Source organism: Daejeonella sp. (assembly GCF_036405355.1).
Classification (GTDB): Bacteria; Bacteroidota; Bacteroidia; order Sphingobacteriales; family Sphingobacteriaceae; genus Daejeonella.
In genome coordinates this window covers 1-25262 of sequence record NZ_DASWXT010000059.1, presented here as the reverse complement: position 1 = coordinate 25262, position 25262 = coordinate 1, and the positions used below count along the sequence as shown (strand labels likewise).

At 37.9% G+C, this 25262-nt stretch carries 27 protein-coding genes; 13 read left to right on the top strand and 14 right to left on the bottom strand.

Annotated elements, in window-relative coordinates; all coding sequences use genetic code 11:
- The first annotated feature begins 66 nt into the window (after positions 1-66).
- The 6 genes from VGE44_RS07485 to VGE44_RS07460 all read left to right on the top strand — a co-directional run bounded on the left by VGE44_RS07485 (position 67) and on the right by VGE44_RS07460 (position 4443).
- Positions 67-510 (top strand): DinB family protein, encoded by a 444-nt coding sequence (locus VGE44_RS07485; RefSeq protein ID WP_331077528.1) that lies wholly within the window; start codon positions 67-69, stop codon positions 508-510.
- Between the two features lie 172 nt (positions 511-682).
- A complete protein-coding gene (locus tag VGE44_RS07480) occupies positions 683-2002 on the top strand; it encodes a DUF389 domain-containing protein (RefSeq protein ID WP_331077526.1) in 1320 nt (439 codons plus the stop codon).
- Between the two features lie 44 nt (positions 2003-2046).
- Complete coding sequence (locus tag VGE44_RS07475; protein WP_331077524.1) at positions 2047-3141, top strand: DUF6544 family protein; 1095 nt, start codon at positions 2047-2049, stop codon at positions 3139-3141.
- Between the two features lie 41 nt (positions 3142-3182).
- A complete protein-coding gene (locus VGE44_RS07470; protein ID WP_331077522.1) occupies positions 3183-3644 on the top strand; it encodes an SRPBCC family protein in 462 nt (153 codons plus the stop codon).
- A gap of 11 nt (positions 3645-3655) precedes the next feature.
- Complete coding sequence (locus tag VGE44_RS07465) at positions 3656-4060, top strand: DUF1801 domain-containing protein (protein ID WP_331077520.1); 405 nt, start codon at positions 3656-3658, stop codon at positions 4058-4060.
- 38 nt (positions 4061-4098) lie between these two features.
- The gene (locus VGE44_RS07460; protein WP_331077518.1) at positions 4099-4443 is read left to right on the top strand and encodes a DUF1801 domain-containing protein; all 345 of its coding nucleotides are present in this window, start codon (positions 4099-4101) and stop codon (positions 4441-4443) included.
- A gap of 16 nt (positions 4444-4459) precedes the next feature.
- On the opposite strand, the gene VGE44_RS07455 is transcribed toward VGE44_RS07460, so the two are convergent.
- Positions 4460-5347 carry a YitT family protein gene (locus VGE44_RS07455; protein WP_331077516.1) on the bottom strand — a complete coding sequence of 296 codons (888 nt, stop codon included), beginning with the start codon at positions 5345-5347 and terminating at the stop codon, positions 4460-4462.
- Positions 5348-5626: 279 nt separating this feature from the next.
- On the opposite strand from VGE44_RS07455, the gene trpD reads away from it, so the two are divergent.
- The 6 genes from trpD (at position 5627) to VGE44_RS07425 (ending at position 11162) form a co-directional block, all read left to right on the top strand.
- Entirely contained in the window at positions 5627-6613 is a 987-nt protein-coding gene (gene trpD / locus VGE44_RS07450; protein WP_331077514.1) for an anthranilate phosphoribosyltransferase, read from the top strand.
- Complete coding sequence (locus VGE44_RS07445; protein WP_331077512.1) at positions 6610-7266, top strand: phosphoribosylanthranilate isomerase; 657 nt, start codon at positions 6610-6612, stop codon at positions 7264-7266. The genes trpD and VGE44_RS07445 overlap by 4 nt, the downstream gene beginning before the upstream one ends.
- Before the next feature lie 18 nt (positions 7267-7284).
- Positions 7285-8493: a tryptophan synthase subunit beta gene (gene trpB / locus VGE44_RS07440; protein WP_331077510.1), complete on the top strand. Its 1209-nt coding sequence runs from the start codon at positions 7285-7287 to the stop codon at positions 8491-8493.
- 59 nt (positions 8494-8552) lie between these two features.
- Positions 8553-9323, top strand: a complete 771-nt coding sequence (gene trpA, locus VGE44_RS07435) for a tryptophan synthase subunit alpha (RefSeq protein WP_331077508.1) — start codon at positions 8553-8555, stop codon at positions 9321-9323.
- A gap of 273 nt (positions 9324-9596) precedes the next feature.
- Positions 9597-10880, top strand: a complete 1284-nt coding sequence (gene nhaD, locus VGE44_RS07430; RefSeq protein WP_331077505.1) for a sodium:proton antiporter NhaD — start codon at positions 9597-9599, stop codon at positions 10878-10880.
- Positions 10881-10976: 96 nt separating this feature from the next.
- The gene (locus tag VGE44_RS07425; RefSeq protein WP_331077503.1) at positions 10977-11162 is read left to right on the top strand and encodes a hypothetical protein; all 186 of its coding nucleotides are present in this window, start codon (positions 10977-10979) and stop codon (positions 11160-11162) included.
- A 333-nt stretch (positions 11163-11495) separates the two neighbouring features.
- Here VGE44_RS07425 and VGE44_RS07420 read toward each other — a convergent pair whose 3' ends face one another.
- From VGE44_RS07420 to VGE44_RS07390, 7 genes are all read right to left on the bottom strand, one after another.
- Positions 11496-12500: an FAD:protein FMN transferase gene (locus tag VGE44_RS07420; protein WP_331077501.1), complete on the bottom strand. Its 1005-nt coding sequence runs from the start codon at positions 12498-12500 to the stop codon at positions 11496-11498.
- 8 nt (positions 12501-12508) lie between these two features.
- Positions 12509-13780, bottom strand: a complete 1272-nt coding sequence (nqrF, locus tag VGE44_RS07415) for an NADH:ubiquinone reductase (Na(+)-transporting) subunit F (RefSeq protein ID WP_331077499.1) — start codon at positions 13778-13780, stop codon at positions 12509-12511.
- Positions 13781-13785: 5 nt separating this feature from the next.
- On the bottom strand, positions 13786-14400 hold the full coding sequence (nqrE, locus tag VGE44_RS07410; protein ID WP_331077497.1) for an NADH:ubiquinone reductase (Na(+)-transporting) subunit E: 615 nt from the start codon (positions 14398-14400) through the stop codon (positions 13786-13788).
- Between the two features lie 8 nt (positions 14401-14408).
- Entirely contained in the window at positions 14409-15089 is a 681-nt protein-coding gene (locus VGE44_RS07405) for an NADH:ubiquinone reductase (Na(+)-transporting) subunit D (RefSeq protein WP_331077495.1), read from the bottom strand.
- A gap of 18 nt (positions 15090-15107) precedes the next feature.
- Positions 15108-15830: an NADH:ubiquinone reductase (Na(+)-transporting) subunit C gene (gene nqrC, locus VGE44_RS07400; protein WP_331077493.1), complete on the bottom strand. Its 723-nt coding sequence runs from the start codon at positions 15828-15830 to the stop codon at positions 15108-15110.
- On the bottom strand, positions 15823-16995 hold the full coding sequence (locus VGE44_RS07395; protein WP_331077491.1) for an NADH:ubiquinone reductase (Na(+)-transporting) subunit B: 1173 nt from the start codon (positions 16993-16995) through the stop codon (positions 15823-15825). Before VGE44_RS07395 ends, nqrC begins: the two co-directional genes overlap by 8 nt.
- A gap of 163 nt (positions 16996-17158) precedes the next feature.
- Complete coding sequence (locus VGE44_RS07390) at positions 17159-18517, bottom strand: Na(+)-translocating NADH-quinone reductase subunit A (RefSeq protein ID WP_331077489.1); 1359 nt, start codon at positions 18515-18517, stop codon at positions 17159-17161.
- Between the two features lie 339 nt (positions 18518-18856).
- Between VGE44_RS07390 and VGE44_RS07385 the strand changes: the two genes are divergently transcribed.
- A complete protein-coding gene (locus tag VGE44_RS07385; protein ID WP_331077487.1) occupies positions 18857-19288 on the top strand; it encodes a CBS domain-containing protein in 432 nt (143 codons plus the stop codon).
- A gap of 38 nt (positions 19289-19326) precedes the next feature.
- Here the strand turns inward: VGE44_RS07385 and nhaA are convergent, their stop codons facing one another.
- The 6 genes from nhaA to VGE44_RS07355 all read right to left on the bottom strand — a co-directional run.
- Positions 19327-20544: a Na+/H+ antiporter NhaA gene (gene nhaA, locus VGE44_RS07380; RefSeq protein WP_331077485.1), complete on the bottom strand. Its 1218-nt coding sequence runs from the start codon at positions 20542-20544 to the stop codon at positions 19327-19329.
- Positions 20545-20654: 110 nt separating this feature from the next.
- A complete protein-coding gene (locus tag VGE44_RS07375) occupies positions 20655-21275 on the bottom strand; it encodes an L-threonylcarbamoyladenylate synthase (RefSeq protein WP_324485602.1) in 621 nt (206 codons plus the stop codon).
- Between the two features lie 76 nt (positions 21276-21351).
- Positions 21352-22800, bottom strand: a complete 1449-nt coding sequence (asnS, locus tag VGE44_RS07370; RefSeq protein WP_331077482.1) for an asparagine--tRNA ligase — start codon at positions 22798-22800, stop codon at positions 21352-21354.
- Positions 22801-22879: 79 nt separating this feature from the next.
- Entirely contained in the window at positions 22880-23263 is a 384-nt protein-coding gene (locus VGE44_RS07365) for a cytochrome c (protein WP_331077480.1), read from the bottom strand.
- Positions 23264-23294: 31 nt separating this feature from the next.
- On the bottom strand, positions 23295-23945 hold the full coding sequence (locus tag VGE44_RS07360; RefSeq protein WP_331077478.1) for an SCO family protein: 651 nt from the start codon (positions 23943-23945) through the stop codon (positions 23295-23297).
- Between the two features lie 115 nt (positions 23946-24060).
- A partial coding sequence (locus VGE44_RS07355) for a phospho-sugar mutase (RefSeq protein ID WP_331077476.1) occupies positions 24061-25262 on the bottom strand: 1202 nt, incomplete at its 5' end.

Sequence of the window (25262 nt, the reverse complement as noted above, 5' to 3'; positions counted from 1 at the left end):
TAATCAAACTCGACAGGTTGCAAGGGCATTAACATCATGAATAATCGAACCAAATGATCTTTGTAAATGAAACAGTTTTTTAAAGAACTAACTGAATATAGTCATCATTTTAATCAAAAATTGATAGAGGTTTTTATTGACAATCCTGACAAGATTTCTGAAAAAGCTGAAAAATTGTATAACCACATTATAAATGCCCATCAGATTTGGAACAATAGAATTGATCCAAAGCAAGCAGTTTTCGGGGTTTGGGAACTTCACCCTGTTCAGGATTTAAAAGGAATTGAGAATAAAAACTATGAACATACTTTACAAATACTTAACGACTATGATTTGAAATTAATTATCAACTATTCAAACAGTAAAGGACAGCTATTTAGCAATAGTATTCAGGATATGTTGTTTCATATTATAAATCATTCAACCTATCATAGGGGACAGATTGCAACAGAATTTAAACGACAAGGGCTTGAGCCTTTGGTTACTGACTATATTTTTTTTAAACGATAAATAATAAGTATTTGTAGTTCTAATCCGAATTCCTCCCGGATTTTTGGAAATGTATTTTGTAGTCGAAATTATTTGAATAATTGGTTTTGAAAAATGGGTATATTAGTCTATAGGGTATGGGTTTAGGACATACCTCAATCCCTTATCTAGTGATCCTTCAAAACTAACTAGCATGAAAATTCCATATTTTATTAGAAAGCTATTGCACTTTTTTAGTTTAGAATCTGAACTGGAAGATCATGATTCTGTATATGATGAAATTAAAAGGGGGGTTGTTTTCAAAGGCACCAATCTTTGGATTTTAATTTTTGCAATTATTGTGGCTTCAGTGGGTTTGAATATGAACTCAACGGCCGTAATAATAGGGGCGATGCTTATATCTCCCTTAATGGGACCCATCAATGGAATGGGCTATAGTATTGCAACCTATGACTTTGAACTATTCAAAAAATCTATAAGGAACTTTTCGTTCGCAATATTGGCAAGTCTAGTAGCTTCCACAACCTATTTTGCATTAAGCCCGGTTTCTACTGCCCATTCTGAACTATTAGCCAGAACAAGTCCGACGATTTATGATGTTTTGATTGCTTTATTTGGTGGTTTAGCCGGCATAGTTGCAATTAGTAGCAAACAGAAAGGAAATGTTATACCTGGTGTGGCGATTGCCACAGCTCTTATGCCACCCTTATGTACAGCCGGATACGGCTTAGCAACAGGGCAATTTGATTTTTTCTTTGGAGCTATTTATCTGTTTACTATTAACACCATATTTATTGCATTAGCATCTGTTTGGATTTCACAATTATTAAAGTTTCCGATAAGAACTATAGTTGACGAGGGTAAAAAGAAGAAAATTAATAGTTTGATCACAGTGGTAATTGCAGTTGTTCTTTTGCCAAGTATATTTTTTGGTTATAAGCTGGTAATGCAGGAAGATTTTTTACAGAAAGCAAATCAATATGTTTCAAATGTTTCGCTTTACGATGGGAACTACCTCCTGAAATACGATATTGACGCAAAATCAGATAAGATTACCTTAATTTATGGAGGCTCAATTCTTTCGATAAATCAGAAAAATGCGATCATTAAGAAATCGAAAGACTTTAATCTTGAAAATGCTGCTATTACAATAGAACAAGGATTAACTTTTAGCAACATGGGCGATAAGGATTCTGAATTATTTAAATTTAAGGAGCAAGTTGTCAATCTTAATACTTCATTAAATAAGAAGAATTCTGAGATAGACAGCATCATGAGTCGACAAAAATTTGGCCTTACTATATTGACTGAGATTAAAACTATATTTCCACAAATAAAAGGCTGTATATATTCTGAATCATTAAATTTTAATGATACACTTAAAACACCACGGATGACTCCAATCGTAATTTTGTCATCCGAATCAAGGATTCAAGAGGCTGATAAAAAGAAAATCAATAATTGGCTAGGACAACGATTAAAAAAGAAATATGTAAAAATTTATTTTGAGTAAAATAAAGCACGAGACACAAACAGAAGTATAAAAACAGTAAATGCATGAGATTAGCATTTTTTCTAATTACTAGCATACACGGATTAATCCATTTGTTAGGTTTTTTAAAAGCATTTGGACTATCAGATGTAAAACAAATAGCACTGCCTGTTTCGAAGCAGTTTGGACTGATCTGGCTGATTGTGTTTGTATTTTGTGCAATTGCAGCGATTTTATTTGCTTTAAATTATCAGTATTGGTGGGTATTCGGATTTATTGCTTCTTTGAGCTCTCAAATTCTGATCGTTTTCTTCTGGCAGGATGCAAAGTTTGGAACTATTGTTAATGTGATTATTCTGATTGCATCCATTATTGGTTTCAGCACCTGGAATTATTTCAATCACTATCAAAAGGATGTAAAAACCGCCCTAAAAAAGACCGATTATTCTCAAAATTCAAAACTGACTGAAAGCGATATACAAGACTTACCCGATCCGGTGAAAAGGTATCTTCGTTATACAGGTTCCATTGGTAAACCTAAAGTGAAAAATTTCAAAATAGAATTTGTTGGGAAAATCAGAAAAGACGAACAATCTGAATGGATGCCTTTTACTTCAGAGCAGTATAACTTTATGGAAACTACTTCGCGGCTGTTCTTCATGAAAGCAGAAATGAAAGGATTGCCGGTTGCTGGTTATCACAGCTTCAAGAATGGGGATGCATTTATGGACATCAGACTTTTATCCTTATTTAGAGTACAATACCAGGATGGAGTAGAAATGGATTTGTCAGAAACAGTTACATTTTTCAATGATATGTGCTGCATGGCGCCAGCTACACTCATAGACAAACGAATAAAGTGGCTAGAAATCGAAAATAACAGGGTTAGAGCATCCTTTACAAATAACAATATCTCAGTTTCGGCATGGCTGTATTTTAATGAGAAAGGTGAACTGATAAACTTTATTTCTGAGGATCGCTATTCGGCTGATGCCGGGAAGCAATTACCTTGGGCAACTCCTCTAAAGGATTACCAGGAGATAAATGGATACAAATTATCAGGAAATGCAGAAACCATTTACAGTTATCCCGATAGGGATTTATCCTACGGTATTTTCAAACTCAGCAGCATAGAGTATAACATCAGAGACCTTGATTAGGATTTATTGTTAATTCATGCCACTGTAATTAATTTCAAACGATGACAACAGAAATCATTAAAACAACACCCGATTGCGAAATTGTAAGTACAAGAATTTTCAATTTTTCAAGAGAGCTTGTTTTTCGTGCATGGTCTGAACCAGAGCATTTGAAAAACTGGTGGGGACCGGCGGGCTTTACAAATACATTCAATGAATTTGACTTTCGGGTTGGCGGGAAATGGAGTTTTATAATGCACGGTCCGGAGAAAGGAAATTACCCGAATGAATGTGAGTTTATAAAAATAGAAAAACCTTCGATCATTGCCTGGAAACGCTATTCACAACCGCACTTTCAGGTTGTTGCATTATTTGAGGAACTCTCTGATGATCAGACGAAAGTTATTTTTAAAATGTTGTTTAACTCCCCGGAAGAATGTGGAAAATTAAAGCCCTTTGTGGTCGATAAAAATGAAGAGAACTTCGATAAGCTGGAAGTCGAATTAAAAAAAATGAATTCATAATATTTAAGTGAATGACCAAATCATCAGGCAATCTAAACCATGAGGTAAGTGACTTTTTAGATCAGCAAAAGCACCCATTTAGAAATGAAATTGAACTGCTTCGAAATATTATTTTATCCGAAGACATTAAATTAACCGAAAATATTAAATGGAATGGCCCTAACTATTCTTATGAGAACGAAGACAGGATAACAATGAGAATCCAGCCCCCTGCATCACAGATTCAGTTGATCTTTCACAGAGGAGCGAAGAAGCAGGAACAACCAAAAAACAGATTGATAGCAAGTGCCAGTAAATTGCTATCCTGGAAGGAAAATGATCGTGCGGTGATTACCTTTAAGAGTATGAAGGACATAGAGGATTCCAGGTCAGAACTCTTTGATATCATTAGCGAATGGATTAATTCAAGCAGATAGATTAGGTTTTACTATTTTTACTTATCACAGCTTTTGAAATGGATAAGCCCATAAGTATTGATCAATACATCTCAAGATTTCCAAAGGATAAACAAGTTCTTTTAGAACAAATCCGTACAACAATTAAAAAGGCAGTCCCTTTTGCCGAAGAAACCTTCAGTTATGGAATGCCTGCATTTAAACTTAATTCTGTTTCGGTATGGTTCGCAGCTTATAAAAATCATATCGGGCTATATCCAATGTATGGGATGGAAGAATTCAGGGATGAAATGGAAATTTATAAAGGGAAGGGGACAAAGGATACATTACAATTTCCTTATGACAAGCCATTACCATTGGAATTAGTTGCGAGACTTGTCAAATACAAATTTGAAAAAGCTTAAATATAAAAGACTGAGATTAATGCAGTGGCCTTGGTTTGATAATACCCCCTTTAGTATCACTGATGGTGCTCATTACAATAAAGGCTTTGTGATCGATCAGTTCAACTTCCTCCTTTAACTTAGAGACTTCAAGCCTTGTTACTACCGTGAAGATGATGTCAATATCTTTATTTTTGAACTGAGAATTTTCGAGACCTCTCTCACCTTTATATATCGTTACACCACGACCTAGTTTTTTGGTTATCGCCTCCCGTATCTGAGCGCTTTTAGATGAAATTATGGTTACGCCGGTGTATTCTTCAATTCCCTGGATGATAAAATCAACAGTTTTGGATGCAGAAAGGTAGGTCAGAATGGAGTATAGAGCTGTTTCAATATTCAGAATGAATGCTGCAACAATGAAGATAAGAACGTTAATTAGCAAAATGATATCGCCCATGCTCAGAATACTTTTCCGGTTGATATAAACGGCAAGGATCTCTGTGCCATCAATAACGCATCCTCCTCTTATAGCGAGTCCGATCCCGGAACCTAGAAAGAAGCCTCCAAATATGGAAATCAATAATTTATCATCTGTAATGACCGGAAAATCGATAAAATAGATGACTGCAGCTAAAGTAAGTATCGCAATCGTGGTCTTTATGGCAAAGCTTTTACTAATCTGTTTTGCACCCATTAATATAAATGGAGCATTAAAAACGATGATCCAAATAGAAACCGGGATACCAGTTAGCTGATAGGTTAAAAGTGAAATGCCTGTTATTCCGCCGTCGATAAAATGATTAGGAAGCAGAAAACCCTTTAATCCGAATGATGCAAGTCCGACTCCCATTAAAATAAGAACTGCTCTGCCAAGATAGATTTTAGTTTGCAATAATCTTCTTGATCTCCTTGTTGCTTTCATATCGTTAAAAATACTTTAAAGTTTTGGTGCTAAGGAAAAGTTTATTCATCTTTGTTATGAAGATGAACAAGAATACAATATATACGATCTGGTGGTGGCAAATGGAAGAACATTTGGCAATCGCTGGAGGTATGTAATTTTCTATATAAAAGAATTATTTAACTAAGGGTTGCCATAAGGCAACCCTTTTTTTTGTGAAATTCGATTGGATTTGCAAAAAATTAAAATAAGAATAGTAAAATTGAATGCCTGAAATGAATACGAATACCTGATATATCTATGAAGAAAATACTCAATCACCTATTTGAACACAAAACCTTCAGCCGTGAAGAGTCGAAGGAAATACTCACAAACATTACATTAGGCAAATATAATGCGTCTCAAATGGCAGCATTCATGGCTGCCTATTGTATGCGCAGCATTACTGTTGAAGAACTTGAAGGTTTTCGTGATGGGATGCTTGAACTATGCCTCAAAACAGATCTGAGTGATTATGAGCTTATTGATCTTTGCGGTACAGGAGGTGATGGCAAGGACACGTTTAATATTTCCACCCTGGCTTCTTTTGTGGTGGCAGGTGCCGGATATAAGGTGTCTAAGCATGGAAATTATGGAGTTTCTTCTGGTTGCGGCTCTTCCAATGTAATGGAATATTTGGGCTATAAATTCAGAAATGATATTGATCATCTGAAAAAGAGTCTGGATGATGCAGGAATTTGTTTTTTACATGCTCCGCTTTTTCATGCAGCAATGAAAACAGTTGCGCCTATTCGTAAAGAACTTGGTGTGAAAACCTTTTTTAATATGCTTGGGCCTTTGGTAAATCCTGCACGGCCAAAATATCAGATGGTTGGTGTATTTAGTCTGGAACTTGCCCGTTTGTATGCCTATCTCTATCAGAAATCTAAAACCGGCTATACTATCGTACATGCATTGGAGGGATATGATGAAATTTCATTAACCTGCGATTTCAAGACCTTTTCTGCCGCCGGAGAACATATTCATTCAATTTCCGATATGGGTTTTGAAAGAATTGATCCATCCAAAATAGGTGGTGGAAGCACTGTTCAGGAATCAGCCGAAATTTTTAAAGCGGTGCTTGATGGGGATGGCAGTACAGAGCAAAACAATGTGGTTCTTTGTAATGCTGCGGTAGCAATCCGCACAATAAAACCAGAAAAGTCATTCGCAGATTGTTTTTATGAGGCAGAGGAATCTTTGAACAGCGGTATGGCATTAAGGAGTTTTAATCGTTTGTTGTCATGAAAATTAAGGTTTGCGGAATGAGGGATCCGCAAAATATACTTAGCCTTGCAGAGTTAAAACCTGATTATATGGGTTTGATTTTTTATCCTCTATCGAAACGTTATGTAGCAGATCCGGATAAAAATATACTTGCTTCATTGCCTTCTTCAATTGGTTTGACCGGGGTTTTTGTGGATGAACGCGAGGAGGATATTATTAAAAAGGTAGTCGATTTCGGTTTAAGTGCGATACAGCTTCATGGAGCAGAGTCGCCTGAGTATTGCGAAATTTTGAGAAGAAAACTTAAGGAAAGTCTGCCAGACAAGCATATCGAATTGATCAAGGCTTTTGGAATTTATCCCGGCTTTGACTTTTCGACACTCGAACCATATAATGATGTAGTAGATTACTTTTTATTTGACACCAAAACTTCAGAACATGGCGGCTCAGGTATTGCATTCGACTGGACTATTTTAGATCAGTATGACGGCGAAAAGCAATTTTTTCTAAGCGGAGGTTTAAGTCCTGATAATATTGACGACTTATTTAATTTAGCAACAAATAAAATCTATGCCCTGGATCTGAATAGCAGGTTTGAAACAGAGCCTGGTTTAAAGAATATAGAAAGTTTAAAATCTGCCTTTCAATTAATCAGGGCAAATGAAATATCCTGAAAGGAATAATTATAGCATATGAACAGAGAATTTATAAAGAGTTCGGTAAAATGGGGTGTAAATAAGGAAGGTTATTTCGGCGACTTTGGCGGAGCATATATACCCGAAATGCTCTATCCGAACGTAGAAGAGCTTCGCAAGCGATATCTTGACATCATATATGAACCTGGTTTTCAGGATGAATTCCAAATGCTGTTGAGGGATTATGTTGGCAGACCTTCGCCATTATTTCATGCTGAGCGTTTATCTGCAAAGTATGGAACTACGATCTATCTTAAAAGGGAGGATTTAAATCATACCGGCGCACATAAGATCAATAATACGATCGGGCAGATTCTGCTTGCTGAACGGCTTGGGAAAAAGAGGATTATTGCCGAAACCGGAGCTGGTCAGCATGGTGTTGCAACTGCTACAGTTTGTGCCTTAAAAGGCCTGGAATGCGTGGTTTATATGGGTGAGGTCGATATCGCCCGGCAAGCACCAAATGTTGCCAGAATGAAGATGATGGGTGCAAAAGTTGTTCCCGCGACTTCCGGAAGTAAGACACTGAAAGATGCCACGAATGAAGCGATGCGCGACTGGATCAATAACCCTGTGGATACGCATTATATCATTGGATCTGTGGTTGGTCCGCACCCTTATCCCGACATGGTTTCCCGTTTTCAATCCATCATTTCTGAAGAGACTAAAATTCAGCTTAAGGAGCGTACAGGATCTGAAAATCCGGATATCGTAATAGCTTGTGTAGGTGGTGGCAGCAATGCAATGGGAATGTTCTACCATTTTCTGGATGATGAGGATGTGAGACTTATTGCAGTTGAAGCTGCAGGCCTGGGTGTAAATAGTGGAGAATCTGCTGCAACAACTGCATTGGGTAAAGAAGGAGTATTGCATGGCAGCCGTTCGATATTAATGCAAACAGAAGACGGGCAGGTTGTTGAACCTTATTCAATTTCTGCCGGACTGGATTATCCGGGTATTGGTCCGCAGCATGCCCATTTATTCAAGGAAAACCGTGGGGAATATGTTAGTGCAACCGATGAAGAGGCAATGATTGCCGGAAGACTATGTGCTGAACTCGAAGGGATCATTCCGGCGATTGAAAGTGCTCATGCTCTCGCTCATTTAGAAAAAATGGTTTTTACAGGTAAAGAATCTGTAGTAATCTGCCTTTCAGGTCGCGGAGATAAGGATCTGGATACCTACATGAAATACTTTAATTTATAGTTTTAATTACAACTTGCCTTGCCGGATGAATAATCCGGAATTTCCATACCAGAATGCTCATGAACAGACTAAATAATTTATTTCAAAACAAAAAAGAACCGCTTTTATCAATATACTTTACTGCAGGTTATCCCAATTTGGATAGTACTCTGGATATTGCCGAAGCAGTAGAAAAAGCAGGTGCAGATTTTATTGAAATTGGATTTCCATATTCAGATCCCCTGGCGGATGGTCCGGTTATTCAGAATAGTTCCCATATTGCTCTGCAAAATGGAATGAATCTGAAGGTTCTTTTTCAGCAGCTTAAAGATCTGCGTAAGCGCGTTTCCATTCCGGTTTTATTAATGGGTTATGTTAATCCGGTTTTGCAGTATGGTGTTGCGAATTTTTGTGATTCATGTGCGGAGGTTGGAGTGGATGGCGTGATCGTCCCTGATCTTCCAATGTATGAATATGAAAACCTGTACAAGGACAATTTTATTAAAAACAATCTGAGCAATATATTTCTGGTAACACCACAGACTTCAGAAGAGCGTATCCGGAAGATCGATGAACTCAGTAATGGATTTATTTACCTCTTGTCTTCATCTTCCACTACTGGTAAAAATCTGACTGTTTCAAATGAAGCGGATGCTTACTTTTCGCGTATCAGGGACATGCAGCTTAAAAATCCTACGATGATAGGATTTGGTATTTCTGATGTGAAGAGTTTTAATAAAGCGGCAGAATATACCCGTGGGGCTATTGTTGGAAGTGCTTTTGTGAAGTTTCTGGATACTGAAAATGCAATGGAAAGAATTCCTGAATTTATAAGGTCAATCCGGCCTTAGGGATGTTTTCGTTTTCAGCTTAAAGCTGGGTTTGTTTCTGTTATCATAGTCTAAGAATACCGCTTCAAACAGCTTTTTGATAGCATCAATACAGTTCTCTCCCAGGCTGATTCACAGGGTTTTAACCCTTATCTTTAAAAAAATAATCTTCTGTGTTTTGGAATTCAAACCTTAATTAAAAACAACATTTTCTTGTTTGATGTAAGACTTGAGTTCTGTACATTGTAGCGTCAAATTTTTAGACAGCTAGAGATTTTAATTGAAATTCATGTCATGGAATTACTGATTACCACAATTTTCATTATTGGGTATGCTGCGATCGCATTTGAGCACCCCATCAGGACAAATAAAACCGCAAGTGCCTTACTAACAGGGGTATTATGCTGGGTTGTTTATATTATGAGCGGGACAGACACCGGGTTGGTTTCAGCAGAACTTTATGAGCATTTAGGGCAAATTTCGGGGATATTGTTCTTTTTATTGGGGGCAATGACAATAGTAGAATTGATCGATGCCCATGACGGATTTGAAGTAATAACAACAAAAATTAAAACTTCTGATCAGCTTAAATTATTATGGATTATCAGCATCATTACGTTTTTCCTCTCAGCTGTATTGGATAACCTAACCACCACAATCGTGATGGTTTCTTTGCTAAGAAAGTTAATCAGTGAAAAAAGAACGAGAATGTTCTTTGTTAGTATGGTTGTTCTTGCTGCCAATGCGGGAGGTGCATGGTCGCCAATCGGGGATGTTACTACTACCATGTTATGGATCGGTGGGCAGATAACTTCGGGTAATATCATTGTCCATTTGATCTTGCCTAGTTTGGTTTGTTTGATTGTCCCTCTTTTAATCCTCTCTTTCTCAATGAAAGGAAAGGTAAGCAAACCGGATATAGTCGAGAACAATCATACTGAGAAGACCACAGCCTTTGAAAGGAAAATTGTTTTGGCTTTAGGAATCGGAGCTCTTGTATTTGTTCCGTTTTTTAAAACCATTACCCACCTTCCACCTTTTATGGGGATGTTATTCGGTCTGGCGATACTTTGGATTGTGACTGAATTTATCCATAAGAATAAGAATGATGCGGATAAAGATGCTTATTCAGTTATCCAGGCTTTGAGAAAAGCAGATGTACCCAGTGTTCTATTTTTTCTTGGAATTCTGGTAGCTATTTCAGCCCTGGAATCTACTCATCAGTTACAGGGACTGGCGCAGTGGATGGATGCTAAAATTGGCAACCTGGATGTAATTGTGATTTCTATCGGGCTCTTATCATCCATTGTTGATAACGTTCCACTGGTAGCTGCGGGTATGGGTATGTATGATATGGCAACTTATCCAACCAATCATTATTTCTGGTCATTCCTGGCTTATTGTGCCGGAGTAGGTGGCAGCTGTCTGATCATTGGTTCTGCTGCGGGTGTGGCAGCAATGGGTATGGAAAAAATAGATTTCCTTTGGTACTTTAAAAATGTTTCCTGGTTGGCTTTGATCGGTTATCTGGCTGGTGCTGGTATTTTTATGCTGCAACATTACCTGTTAAATTTTTAAGCTTCCGTAAAAGAGTATCTGTTTTAAGGTATAAGTCATCAGATAATTTGGAGTTATCCTTATTGGGTATGCTGAATAATATTCATAAATTTAAGTATGAAGGTCGTTTTGCTATCCATCGTTCTTTTAGCCCTGGCATTTGCAGGCATTGCTATCAAAATTCTGCTTAAGAAGAATGGTAAATTCTCTGGTACCTGCAGCAGTAATAATCCCTTATTACAAACTGAGGATGGCTCTTGCAGTATTTGTGGTGCAAGCAGGGAAGAAAAGTGTAAATCCTAATTAATATGGGTTCTCTATAAAATCTTGCTGGGGAAATTTAGGTTGCAAATTTTTCTCTTGTTTTAGAAAGCAAGGTCAATAATTCTATTGCCGGGCTGTCCATTCCGATGAAAAACAGCCCCGGGTAAAATAAACCTTGCCGGAGGAAGTAGCTTCCGGCTATTGATATTTGGATATAGAACGGAATTTCCTGCCGGAACTACTCCGGAGGAAAGGGCTGAACCAGGCTATAAAACACAGGTATTGTTTTCAAAAATCAAATTATTGTTACTCCGGAGCTTTATCTAACCAATTATAACCTTATTTATTACCCTTCCTAATATCTAAATCAGGTTAGTTAACCTGTTTTAGCTTGTTTTTTAGACTTTCGGAGGTAAAGGTTTTCCAGGTATTATTCTCATCATAGATAAAGAAGACTTCCAGGTTCAGGTCTTTATTTTCTTCCAGGAACTGTTTCGAACGTTCTAAACCCATCACCATAAAGGCAGTAGCATAGGCATCTGCAGTCATAGCATCATCAGCCAGTACGCTTGCGCTCAAAATATTCTGCCTTGCGGGAAATCCGGTACGAGGATCAAGAATATGAGCATATCTTTTCCCATTCTCCTCATAAAACTTTCTGTAATTTCCGGAAGTGCATAATGCCCTGTTATCCAGTTCGATGATCGCTTCAAGTTTCCGTTCGGAGGAGGTGTTTTGAATCGGATGATCAATACCTGCTTTCCAGTTTTCGGTATTCTTTTTGCCTTTTGCAATGAGTTCACCACCCAGCTCTACCAGATAATTTTTGATTCCTCTTTTTTCCAGATATAATGCTAATACATCAACTGAATATCCCTGTGCAATTGCATTAAAATCAAGCTTCACATCTTTCTTTTCTTTTATGAGTATATTTCCATCAAGCTTCAGCATTTTATAATCAACATATTGAAGGATACTATCAATCCGGGTACTATCTATATTTGCTTTTTTACTAAAACCAAATCCCCAGGCATTAATCAAAGGTCCTACAGTGACATCAAAAAGTCCACCGGTTCTTTGAGATACTTCCATTGATTTATTGAACACATCAATAAAGTAGGGATCGACCCGAATGTCCGGTTCATTATTATTTATTCTGGAAATGATTGAAACAGGAACATAGGTAGAAAGTGAAAGGTCTATATCCTTTAAAATGGAATCAATTGCCTGCTTAAAATTTATCCCGTCTTTGGATATATAAGAGATATGCCAGGTAGTTCCCTGAGCTTCTCCCTCAATTGTAATGAGCTTGTTTTCATTAGATTGACAAGCTGAAATAAGCACTAAGCCAATAAGGACAGGAAAGAGAAATTTCATCATCAATCTTAACCTCCAAAATCATCAAAGGCAATATTTTCAGGGGGTACACCCAGATCGTCCAGCATTTTAAATACTGCGGCATTCATCATTGGCGGTCCGCAGATATAATATTCGAGGTCCTCAGGCTCAGGGTGATTTTTGAGATAGTTTTCGAATAGTACATTGTGTATAAATCCGGTATAACCAGTCCAATTGTCTTCTTCCAGTGGTTCTGAAAGTGCAATATTGTATTGGAAATTTGGAAATTCCTTTTCTATTGCCCGGAAATGTTCGGTATAAAAAATTTCTCTTGACGATCTGCCACCATACCAGAAACTTACTTTCCTGTCTCTTTCTTTCATCGTATGGAAAAGGTGAAACAGGTGGGAGCGTAGTGGTGCCATTCCTGCGCCTCCTCCGATATAGATCATCTCTTTTTTTGTAGGCTTAATATGGAAATCTCCAAAAGGACCGGCAATGGTTATTTTGTCGCCGGGTTTACGAGAAAATACAAATGAAGAGCATATTCCCGGGTTTAAATCCATGAACTTTCCGGCCTGCCTGTCGAAAGGAGGAGTAGCAAGCCTGATATTCAGCATGATAATGTTTCCTTCAGCAGGATGATTAGCCATCGAATATGCCCGGAATACAGGCTCAGGATTCTTCATCTGCAGATCCCATATTTTGAATTTATCATAATCATCCTGAAAGCGCTCGTCAATTTTATAGAGATCACTTTTGAAATTAATCTCACAAGCAGGTACATCTATCTGTATATAGCAGCCAGACTGGAAATTTAGAAATTCACCTTCGGGTAGTTTGACCACTAATTCCTTAATGTAGGTAGCGACATTATCATTTGATACTACTTCGCATTCCCATTTTTTGATGCCGAAAATCTCCTCGGGGATTTTAATCTCCATATCCTGTTTCACTTTTACCTGACAACCTAATCGCCAGTTGTCCTGCTGCTGTTTACGTGTGAAATAGGGTGTCTCTGTACTTAAAATGGTTCCACCGCCTGATAATACCTGACACCTGCACATTGCACAGGTACCACCACCTCCGCAGGCTGAAGGCAGAAAGATTTTCTTGTTGGACAAGGTTGTGAGTAAACTGGAACCAGCCTCTGTTTCAATATCTTCTTCTCCGTTTATGGTGATTTTGACGAGTCCAGAGGGCATCAGCTTTGCTTTTGCAAGCAGGATTATATAAACCAGTAATAAATTGAACAGTAAAAAGATAACGATACTCGAAATGATCGTTGTGGTTTCGGGACTTATACTCATCAGGTTCATCGTAATTACAATTTAATTCCCATAAAACTCATAAATGCAATGGCCATCAGACCGGTTATGATGAAGGTTATGCCTAGTCCCCTCAAGGGGTCGGGAATATTTGAATAGCGAATTTTTTCACGGATGGCTGATAAGGCTACAATTGCAAGGAACCAGCCGACTCCCGATCCAAAAGCGAAGACTGTAGCTTCACCTAAAGTCGCATATTCTCTTTCCTGCATAAACAAAGCACCGCCTAAAATGGAGCAGTTTACTGCAATGAGGGGCAGAAAAATGCCAAGAGTGGCATATAATGCCGGTGCAAACTTTTCGACTACCATCTCAACCAGCTGAACAATTGAAGCAATTGTGGCAATGAACATTATAAAACTCAGGAAACTTAAGTCAACACTCGCAAAGTCGGATGATAGCCATGCTAAAGCACCGGCTTTAAGAACATATTTCTCCAATAAATAACAAATTGGAACTGAAACAGTTAAAACGAAGATAACTGCCATTCCAAGGCCTACAGCGCTTTTTACCGTTTTTGAAATTGCAAGATAGGAGCACATGCCCAGGAAATAGGCAAAGATCATATTCTCTATAAAAACAGCTTTAATAAACAGGTTTACATGTTCCATGAGATCTTTTATTTAGCCTCAATTAATTTTCTATTTCTGCTTCGCTGAACCCAGATTATCACTCCCACGACTATTAAAGCCATTGGAGGCATGATGATGAGTCCATTATTAAAATAACCCATTTCATAAACGGATTCGGGAATTATTCTAAAGCCCATAAGTTCTCCGGAGCCAAGCAATTCCCTGATCATTGATACGATTACCAGAATTACACCATAACCAAGTCCATTGCCAATACCATCTATAAAGGATGGCCAGGGTTTATTGGCCATGGCAAATGCTTCCAGGCGACCCATCACGATGCAATTGGTAATAATTAGTCCTACAAATACTGAAAGTTGTTTGCTGACATCGTAAACAAAAGCTTTCAAAAACTGATCGACCAGAATTACCATTGCCGCAACTACGGTCAATTGAACAATAATCCGGATTCTGTTAGGTATAATATTTCTTATTATTGAAATGATGAGACTTGAAAATGCAGTAACAACCATTACTGCAAGAGCCATGACAATTGATGGCTGCATTTTAACAGTAACCGCCAGAGCAGAACAAATTCCTAATACCTGTACGGTTATTGGATTGCTGTCATTTAAGGGATCATAAAGAAGCTTTTTATTTTTTTGAGAAAACAATGGCTCTTTCTTGACCTTTTCCTTTTCAGGAGCTGTAATTATTTCATTGCTCATGGCTTATTTTTTATAATTTTATTTCTTAGTATTTATCTTCTTGAAATAAGCAATATAATTACTCAGGGTTCTTTGAAGCATTTCAGATACCCCATCACTGGTTATTGTGGCGCCTGAAACCGCATCAAAACCGTGTGGGTTTGCTGATGCTGCACTTCCTTTTAAAACTTTTACTGAAACGAATTTGCCTTCATCATCCAGTATCTTTTTTCCTTTGAATTTTTCCTGGAATTTGGTGGTCTCAATTTCAGCTCCGAGACCGGGGGTTTCACTTTTGTGGCCAAAACTTACGCCATAAACTGTATTCATATCTTCCTCCAAAGCGATAAATCCCCAAATCGGTCCCCATAATCCCTTTCCTCTGACCGGAATGATATAGTAGGTTTTATTTTCTTTCTTACATACAAACAATGGGAATAGTTCCTTGTCCTGATTACCGGTTTTTGCTTTATCCAGTTCTTTTTTCAGATCAATATCAAAAGCGGGAGTGCCTCCTTTTACTATTTCTCCTTTGCTATCCAAAACTACCTGGCTGGTGATATATTTTGAGAAGTTTTCTTCCGCTTCCTCAGAACTACCATTTATTCCGACACTGCTCAAAATGTTTTCCATTTTTTCAATCCGGGTATTTCTTTCCTGGTAGGGTCCGAGCGCTATGGCCGCTACAGATAACATTATAGCAATGACTATCACCATACCTGATGAAAACAGAAAAGTGGCTTTATTGCTGTCCTTATGCATTTTGTTTGAAATTGGATCTTTTTAACCTTCTTTTAATATTTGCAGCTACCACATAATGATCAATGAGTGGTGCCATTACATTCATAAACAAAATGGATAGCATCATCCCTTCAGGGTATGCAGGATTAAATACCCTGAACAGAATAGCAAATAATCCTATCAGGAATCCATAAATGTATTTGCCAGTATTGGTTTGAGCACCGCTAACAGGATCGGTTGCCATAAAAATTGCCCCGAATGCAAAACCCCCGAGAACCAAATGATGCAGCGGACTTATCTGCATAAGTGTATTGAGTCCGAATAAATTGAAAATCAGTGCCATAATATAGCCACCGACAAATACAGACAACATGATTCTCCAGCTCCCTATTCCTGTATACAATAGAATGGCAGCACCTATCAGGCATGCCAGAGCAGATGTTTCACCAATAGAGCCGGGGATGATACCAATGAAAGACTCCCAAATTCCGGGGATTTTATCAGCTAATCCGGCAGCAGCATCCCCCAATGGAGTAGCGCCACTATAAGCATCCACTAACTGTTTCCCATTCTCTGAGCTGGTATTGATCCAGACTTCATTGCCCGAAATTTTAGTAGGATATGCAAAAAATAAGAATGCTCTTGCCGTTAATGCAGGATTTAGGATATTCATTCCGGTACCACCAAAGACTTCTTTGCCGATAATTACTGCAAAAACTGTAGATACAGCAACCATCCATAAGGGTACATCAACAGGCATAACCAGAGGGATAAGCATTCCTGAAACTAAAAAGCCTTCGTTGATGGTATGCTTTCGGATAATTGCAAAAATAAACTCGACCGTTAAGCCTGAGATATAGGATACAATTACTATGGGAAGTACTTTTATCGCTCCAAATATGAAATTATCTGGTATTGTGGAATCAGAAATTCCAAAGGCGAGGTGGTGCTGATATCCTACATTCCACATGCCAAATAGCAGGCAGGGAATTAATGAAAGAATTACAAGAACCATGGTTCTTTTCAGATCAATTGCATCCCGAACATGGGCTCCTTTTGAAGCTGTTGTATGATCCGGGACAAAAAGAAAGGTCTCAAATGCATTAAAAGCCGGGTAGAATTTTTCAAGTTTTCCGCCTTTTTCGAAATCGGGCTTCAGCTTATCCAATAATTTTCTAAGTAGCATCAAGTTAAAATGTTTTAGGATAATCTTTGGCCTCTTGCCTGGATTATCGGATTCAAACTTATTTCTTATGTACTATTAGGTATCGTATAATTAAGCTTCGGAGCGTATAATTTTGATCAGTTATTTTCTATAAGAGTATCTTTTTATTTTATTTTAAGATTTTTTAGTTCAATTCCTTTTGTATGATTTCAATTCCACGTTTGATTATTTCCTGAGAATTAATTTTCGATGTGCAGACAAATTCACAAAGCGCAAAATCTTCTTCTACAACTTCATAAATACCAAGTTGCTCCATCATTTCGATATCTTCTATCAATATTGATTTTAAAAGCTGAACCGGATAAATATCCATTGGGAAAACCTTTTCATACTGACCAGTTACTACAAATGGACGTTCTTCACCATGCAGGTTGGTATTTAAACTGTATTTCTTTTTTGAATTTAGCCATGAAAAAAAGGTGCGCGACATACTGAACTTCTCAAGTCCCGGGGCTAACCATCCCATAAATTCAGATTCATGTCCTTCAGGGATAACTGTGATCTGTGTATCATAATAACCTAAGAATCCGTCTTCCTGAATTTGGCTTCCGGACAAGACATTTCCACTGATGATCCTGTTTTCCCCTGCTTTTAGAATACCATCAACAATGATGCTTTTTACTGAACTTCCGATAAGAGTTTTATAGTATTTAGGACTTGAAACCTGGGATCCGGTCAGGGCAATGATTCTTGAGGCATCGTATCTGCCTTCTGAAAACAATTTTCCAATGATCAGGACATCCTGGGGATTTACATACCATACCACTTCGCCTTTATTGACCGGGTCAATATGATGTATCTGGACACCTACGTTTCCGGCTGGGTGTGGGCCTGAAAATTTATTTATGATAACTCCTTTGGAATTCCTGAAAATCGATGTCGCTTCTTTGGACCCATTAATATTCAAATGTGTATTCCCATTTGTTAATTTAATGATTGCATTCAAGCCTGTTTGGAAGGTTTCCTGATTTTCTCCCTGCATGATAAAATCAATATCAGGCGCAAGCGGATTGGTGTCAAATGCGGATATAAAGATTGATTTTGGTATATCAGTAGGGTTGGCAATAATTCCAAAGGGGCGCTGGCGTATCAATGGCCATAGTCCGCTATTTAATAATGCTTCAATAATACCATCCCTGCTTAGTTCATCGGGATTTGACTTTCCCAGGTCCAGGTATCTTATTTTTTTATCGGCAAGGATTTTAATTTCAAGTAGTTTACGCTTTTCAGCCCTTATTACTTCGATGACTTCCCCACTAACAGGTGAACTAAATTTGATGGATTCGTTGTTCTTGTCAAAAAAAAGGACACTTCCTGCTAAAACTTCATCACCGGCTTGAACTAATAATTTGGGGTTTATACCCGGAAAGTCGTTTGGTCTTATTGCAAATATTTCAGGAAAAGGGAGGTCTGATAAAAATTTATTGGCTTCTCCGGCAAGCTGGATATTTAAGCCATTCTTAATTTTAATACATTCCGACATACAGAAAAATTTAATACGAACAGTAAGTAAATTGAATCTAATTGGTCTCCTGCTTATTGTAATGGGCTTACCGAATCTTTAAAAATAGGGATCTGTCAATTTTTAGTCATTTTGCAATATACATTATATTTAATAATTAAAAAATTTCTGATTGTTAAAATTAATTTTGTTAAAAAAATATACTATTTTTATTCTAGCCCAAGCCGAATACTTTTCAAGATTTACAAAATCGCCCGATCCGACATCTTAAATAATCTCAGGAGCTAATATAAGAGAGCGATTAAATTGCATTTAGAATATCACCTTTTTACAGGATTTTTCATTCAAAAAACAATTTTTATGGGAGCAGTAAGCAAAATTTTAGAAAGGAAAGGGAATTTAATTTTTTCCATTTCTCCGGAGACGAGTGTATTCAGGGCACTTGAAATTATGGTTGAGAAAAACGTAAGTGCCCTTTTGGTCACCGAAGCCGATAAACTGGTTGGTATATTTTCAGAAAAGGATTATGCACGAAAAGTTATACTAAAAGGTAAGGCATCCAAACAGACCAAAATCAGAGAGATAATGTCGGAAAATGTAATTTTCGTTGCACCCGAGAACTCCATCGATCATTGTATGCAGTTAATGACAACAAAATTCATACGGCACTTGCCTGTTGTTTCAAACGATAAGTTAATTGGTATTATTTCAATCGGAGATGTGGTAAGGCATGTCATTGAAGAACAAAAGTTCATCATTGAAAACATGGAACAATACATAGCCGGTCAATAGCATTGTTCTCAAAACTGCATTGAATACTATTTTTTGGGTTATGCAATTGAACGTTTAGATGATAATCTTGCTTTTCTGATTCGCTTTTTCCTCTTTTTGTTTAGAGCATTCAGGAAAATAAATCCGGATACACCAGCCAATACAGAGGCTACCAGTATTGAAAACTTGGCTTCAATATCAAAATCCGGATCATTGAAGGAAAGCAGGGCAATAAAAATGGACATCGTAAATCCAATACCGGCAAGAAGTCCTAAACCGAAAATATGCTTCCAGTTTGATCTTGAAGGTAATGAGGCAATACCTGATTTGACCGCTATCCACGAGAAAAAGGTTACTCCTAAAGGTTTACCCAATACTAACCCAAAGATAATGCCTAAGCCCAGCGGACTGGTAAGGCCGTCAAGCATTTTACTTTCGAATCGGATATTGGTATTGGCAAGTGCAAAGATAGGCATGATCAGAAAATTTACGGGTCTGACGATCATGTGCTCCAAGTGTTCAAGTGGTGAAGTTCTTTTTATTGGATTTGAAGGAATAGTCAATGCAAGCAAAACTCCGGCAATTGTGGCATGAATACCTGAATGGTGTATAAAGTACCAAAGAAACAATCCTGGAATAATATAGAAGAACAACCTTTTTACTCCCAGATAATTCATGCTTATTAATAATGCTAAAATACCTGCAGAATATAATAATTGCTCCCAATGCAATTCGCTGGTATAGAAAATTGCAATAACCAGAATAGCTCCAAGATCATCAACAATAGCTAATGCAGCCAGAAATACTTTTAAGGAAGCAGGCACCCGTTTACCCAGCAGTGATAAAACTCCAAGTGCAAATGCGATATCGGTTGCCATGGGGATACCCCAGCCTGAAATGGTTTCAAGGTTTGAATTGAATATAAAATAGATTCCGGCAGGCAGAAACATTCCACCTAATGCTGCAAAAATGGGCATTGCAGCCTTGCGTGGAGAAGATAATTCACCTTCAATGATCTCACGTTTAATTTCCAGACCAATAAGTAAAAAGAATATAGCCATAAGGCCATCATTTATCCATTGAGCTAAGGAGTATTCTAAGTCCAGATTGGCACTACTATATCCAAATTTTAATGAAAGCAAGTCTGCAAAATCTTCACCAAGCGGGGAGTTGGCAATTGATAATGAAACGAAAACAGAGAAAATAAGAATGATACCACCTATTTGTTCAGAACGAAAAAAGTCGCGAAATGGTTTTAAGTTTATTGCTTGAGCCATGCAGGCGAAAATACTAAAAAATTTCAGGGTCTATGTCTAAATAAGGTAAGAAAAGGCCAGTTGGATATATTCCAGGCCATTTTATTAATATGAAAATCTTAGCTATTCAATTACAAAAATTGATCCAAGTCCCCTTTTCCCTGTCTTATAATTTCAAATTCACCTTCACTGCAATCTACAATCGTGGAGGGTTCATTATCTCCATATCCTCCATCTATGACCAGATCAACAATATCTTCGTATTTTTCATGGATTAGTTCCGGATCCGTTGAATATTCCATGATCTCATCATCATCATGTATTGAAGTAGAGATAATTGGATTACCTAGCATTTTTACAATGGATCTTGCTATAGTATTGTCAGGGACTCTGATACCAACGGTCTTTTTGTTTGAACTTAATAATTTAGGGACATTTTTGTTCGCGTTAAAGATAAAAGTGAATGGTCCGGGGAGTGCTTTTTTGATTACCCTGTAGGTTTCGTTGTCAATTTGTCTGGTGAAGTCTGAAATATGGCTTAAATCATAGCAGATGAATGAGAAATTTGCCTTTTCAGGTTTAATACCCCTGATTTTACATATTTTTTCAATTGCTTTTGAATTGCTTATATCACAGCCCATACCGTACACGGTATCAGTTGGATAAATAATTATTCCGCCTTTTGTCAGGACGTCGACCACCTGCTGGATCACTTTTTCATTGGGATTTTCAGGATAGATCTTTATCAGCATATCTAAAAATACAGATTATTACCCATTAAACACCAGTATATATGGGTTCTAAACCCAACCGGACTGAACAAAGAGCCTAAAACTCTGCATTCTTAGGTGTTCTTGGGAAAGGAATAACATCCCTGATGTTGGTCATCCCTGTTACGAAAAGTACCAATCGTTCGAATCCTAAGCCGAATCCGGCATGCGGCGCAGTACCAAAACGACGGGTATCAAGGTACCAGGACATTTCCTCTGAAGGTATGTGCATTTCTTCCATTCTCTTTTCCAGTTTCTCAAGACGTTCTTCACGTTGTGAGCCACCCACAATCTCCCCAATGCCCGGGAAAAGGATATCCATAGCTCTGACAGTAGTTCTTCCCTCTGCATCCGGTTCATTCAGCCTCATGTAAAAGGATTTGATATCTGCCGGATAATCAGTTAAGATCACCGGCTTTTTAAAGTGTTTTTCTACAAGGAAACGTTCATGTTCCGACTGCAGATCAGCACCCCAGCTATCGATCAGATATTTGAATTGCTTCTTTTGATTCGGTTTTGAGTTCCTGAGAATTTGTATTGCTTCGGCATAGGTGATTCGTTCAAAATTATTTTCAAGGCAGAACTTCAGCTTGGAAAGCAGGTCGAGTTCTGAGCGGTCTGCCTGGGGCTTAAGTTTTTCTTCTTCTGACAGTCTGCTGTTCAGGAACTCCAATTCATCAGCACAATTTTCTAATGCATAAGAAATGACATATTTAAGCAATTCCTCAGCCAGATCCATGTTATCATTCAGGTCATAGAAAGCCATTTCAGGCTCTATCATCCAGAATTCTGCCAAGTGACGTGTTGTATTTGAATTTTCAGCTCTGAACGTCGGGCCAAAAGTATAGATATCTCCAAAAGCCATAGCCGCGAGTTCACCTTCCAATTGTCCGGAAACTGTTAAGTTTGTTGCTTTACCAAAGAAATCTTCCTTATAATTTACTGTGCCGTCATCGTTGCGCGGAATATGATCAGGATCAATTGTAGAAACCCTGAACATTTCACCGGCACCTTCTGCATCCGAAGCAGTAATGATAGGTGTATGCAGGTACAAAAAGCCCTTATCATTAAAAAATTTATGAACGGCATAAGCCAGTGCATGACGAACCTTGAATACTGCATTGAAAGTATTGGTACGGAAACGCAAATGGGCGATTTCCCTTAAAAACTCAAGACTATGTTTCTTAGGCTGCAATGGAAATTTCTCAGCATCGCTGTCACCTAATATTTCGAGGGTATTTACCTTGATCTCAATGCGTTGTCCCTTACCCAGAGATTCAACAATTTCACCAGTCAGTGAAACCGCAGCACCTGTTGTCAGTCTTTTTAACAGACTTTCATCGAATGAATTAAAATCTACTACAGCTTGTATATTCTTGATCGTTGATCCATCATTGATAGCAATGAACTGGTTGTTTCTGAATGTTTTAACCCAGCCCATTACAGTTGCCTCTTGTCCGAAATCAGTACTGTTTAGTAAATCTTTAATTTTTATTCGCTTAGCCATGTTTTTTTAATGAATTGCAAAAATACAAATCGTTCTGTTAACCACAAGCCAATGAATGCAGCCAAATAAGGAATGTTGTTTATTGACATGCCGCCAGATCTTTGGCGACTTCAGCCTGATCGTAATGACCCTGCTTGTTTCCGAACGAGTTGGTGATATAAACGATTATCTGGGCAATATCAATATCAGCCAGTGTGTTGTTTGCGGGCATTTGACCCTGATAGGCAACATTATTAATTGTAATCTGTTCACTTTGGCCATTCCTGATGATGCAGGCAAGCTTTTTCTTATTTGCAATCAGATAGGTACTATCTGTAAGCGGGGGGTAAAGTGTGCCTAATCCCTTTCCGTCAGAGCCATGACAATTTTGGCAATTCTTTTCATATAGTCCCTTGCCGTTTACATAATAGCGCTTGTAGGTAATACTGTCTTCATTCTGACATGACTGCATAATTATAGCCATGCTGAATAAAAAAATAAAGCTATAGATTAAGCTATTTCTCATTAGCAGCTTCTTCTCTGAGCAATTTATCCATGTCTTCCATCAATTGTTTTACCTGGTCTGCTTTTGTTCCGTCGTAAGCACCACGTAACTGTTTTTTAGTATCAACCAGAATAAACCAACCCTGATGTACGAGGCCCTGGGGGTCAGAACTATCTTCAAATGCAGAAACTAAATAGTTTTTAGCTGCGATGTTGAATATTGAATCCCGGCTTCCATGAACAAATTCCCATTGATTTCCTTCTACACCAAGTTTGGTAGCATAGGTTTTTAAACGGGAGGGTAAATCGTATTTGATATCGATCGAATGGGAGAGGAGTTTAACTTTAGGGTTGTCTTTGAATTTCTTGTAGACATCAAGCATATTCCGGTGCATAATCGGACATATTGTATTACAGGATGTGAAAAAGAAATCTGCAACATAAATCTTCCCATCAAAATCTTTATCACTTACCAATATGCTATCCTGATTATAATAACTGAAAGGTGAGATCGTTTGGTAAATTGTATCAACTACAGTTTTGCCATCAACGGTTCTCTCTACCGGCTCCCGGTTTCCTAAAATGGGAAGTTTAGTATCCGACTTATTTGTACAGGATTGAATTACCAGGATGCTAAGGGCTAAATACAAGAGCTTTTTCATATTGCAAATATACTTTGTTTAGCGGGTAGAAAGCCCAAAAAAGGAAAATTAGTCCTGATTAGTACAATAAAATTTAAGAGTATGATTCGTTTTTCTTTTGATTTTTTATCTGATTTTATACTGCAAGGTCATGCATGATTTGCTCTATTTTTTCATCAAGCTGCTTGTCCTTAATAGCAAATTCATTAATGTCAGGAAGGGCGGTTTTTACACTGCAATAAAATTTGATTTTAGGTTCTGTGCCGGATGGTCTTGCTGACACGATGCATCCATCGGCAGTGATGAATTGTAGTACATCAGATTTTGGTAAATCCAGTTTTTTAGAGCTTCCGCTGATCAGATCTGTTTCTTTTCCCAGCTCATAATCTTTGAGGCAAACTACTTTTGATCCACCAAGGCTCAAAGGAGTATTGAACCGGAATCGTTCCATCATGGATTTTATTTCTTCGGCACCTGTTTTACCCTTTTTAGTAATTGAAACCAGCCTTTCCTTATAAAAACCATAGGTTTGGTACATTTTAAGCATTGCCTGGTAAAGGCTGCTGCCCTGATCCTTGTAATAGGCCGCCATTTCTGCAATAAAGGCACAGGAAATAACTGCATCTTTATCCCTGACAAGTTCACCAACCAGATAACCATAACTTTCCTCACCACCGGCGATGAATGTTTTCTTTCCCTGGAGTTCTGTTATTAAAGCCCCGATCCATTTGAAGCCGGTCAGTGTTTCATAGAAACTTACATTCTTTGATGCTGCGATATCTCCGATCAGTTTGGTTGTAACAATAGTAGACACAATGTATTCGTTTCCGGTGAGTTTTCCCTTTTGTTCCCAGGCACTTAATAAATAGTTGATCAGCAGGCTTCCTGTTTGATTGCCATTTAGTAAAATAAACTCTCCATCCTCATTCTTTACAGCAATTCCTACGCGATCGGCATCCGGGTCGGTTGCAAGTACAAGATCAGCATCAATTTCTACAGCTTTGGAAATTGCCAGAGATAAGGCTTCCTTTTCCTCCGGATTTGGATAAATCACAGTAGGGAAATTTCCATCCGGTACTGCCTGCTCTTCAACAATAGTTACATTTGTAAATCCGAACCGTTTTAATGCAGCTGGAACCAGGGTTATACCGGTACCATGAATAGGGGAAAAGACGATTTTGAGGTCATGCTGCCTTTTAATAGCCTCCGGAGAAACAGAAAGTTCGGTGATCTTTTTTAAATATAATTCATCGATCTCCTCCGAGATATACTCAATATTTTTGTCAATCCTACCAAATTTAACTTCCTTAATATCGCTTATAGCTGAAACTTCATTCA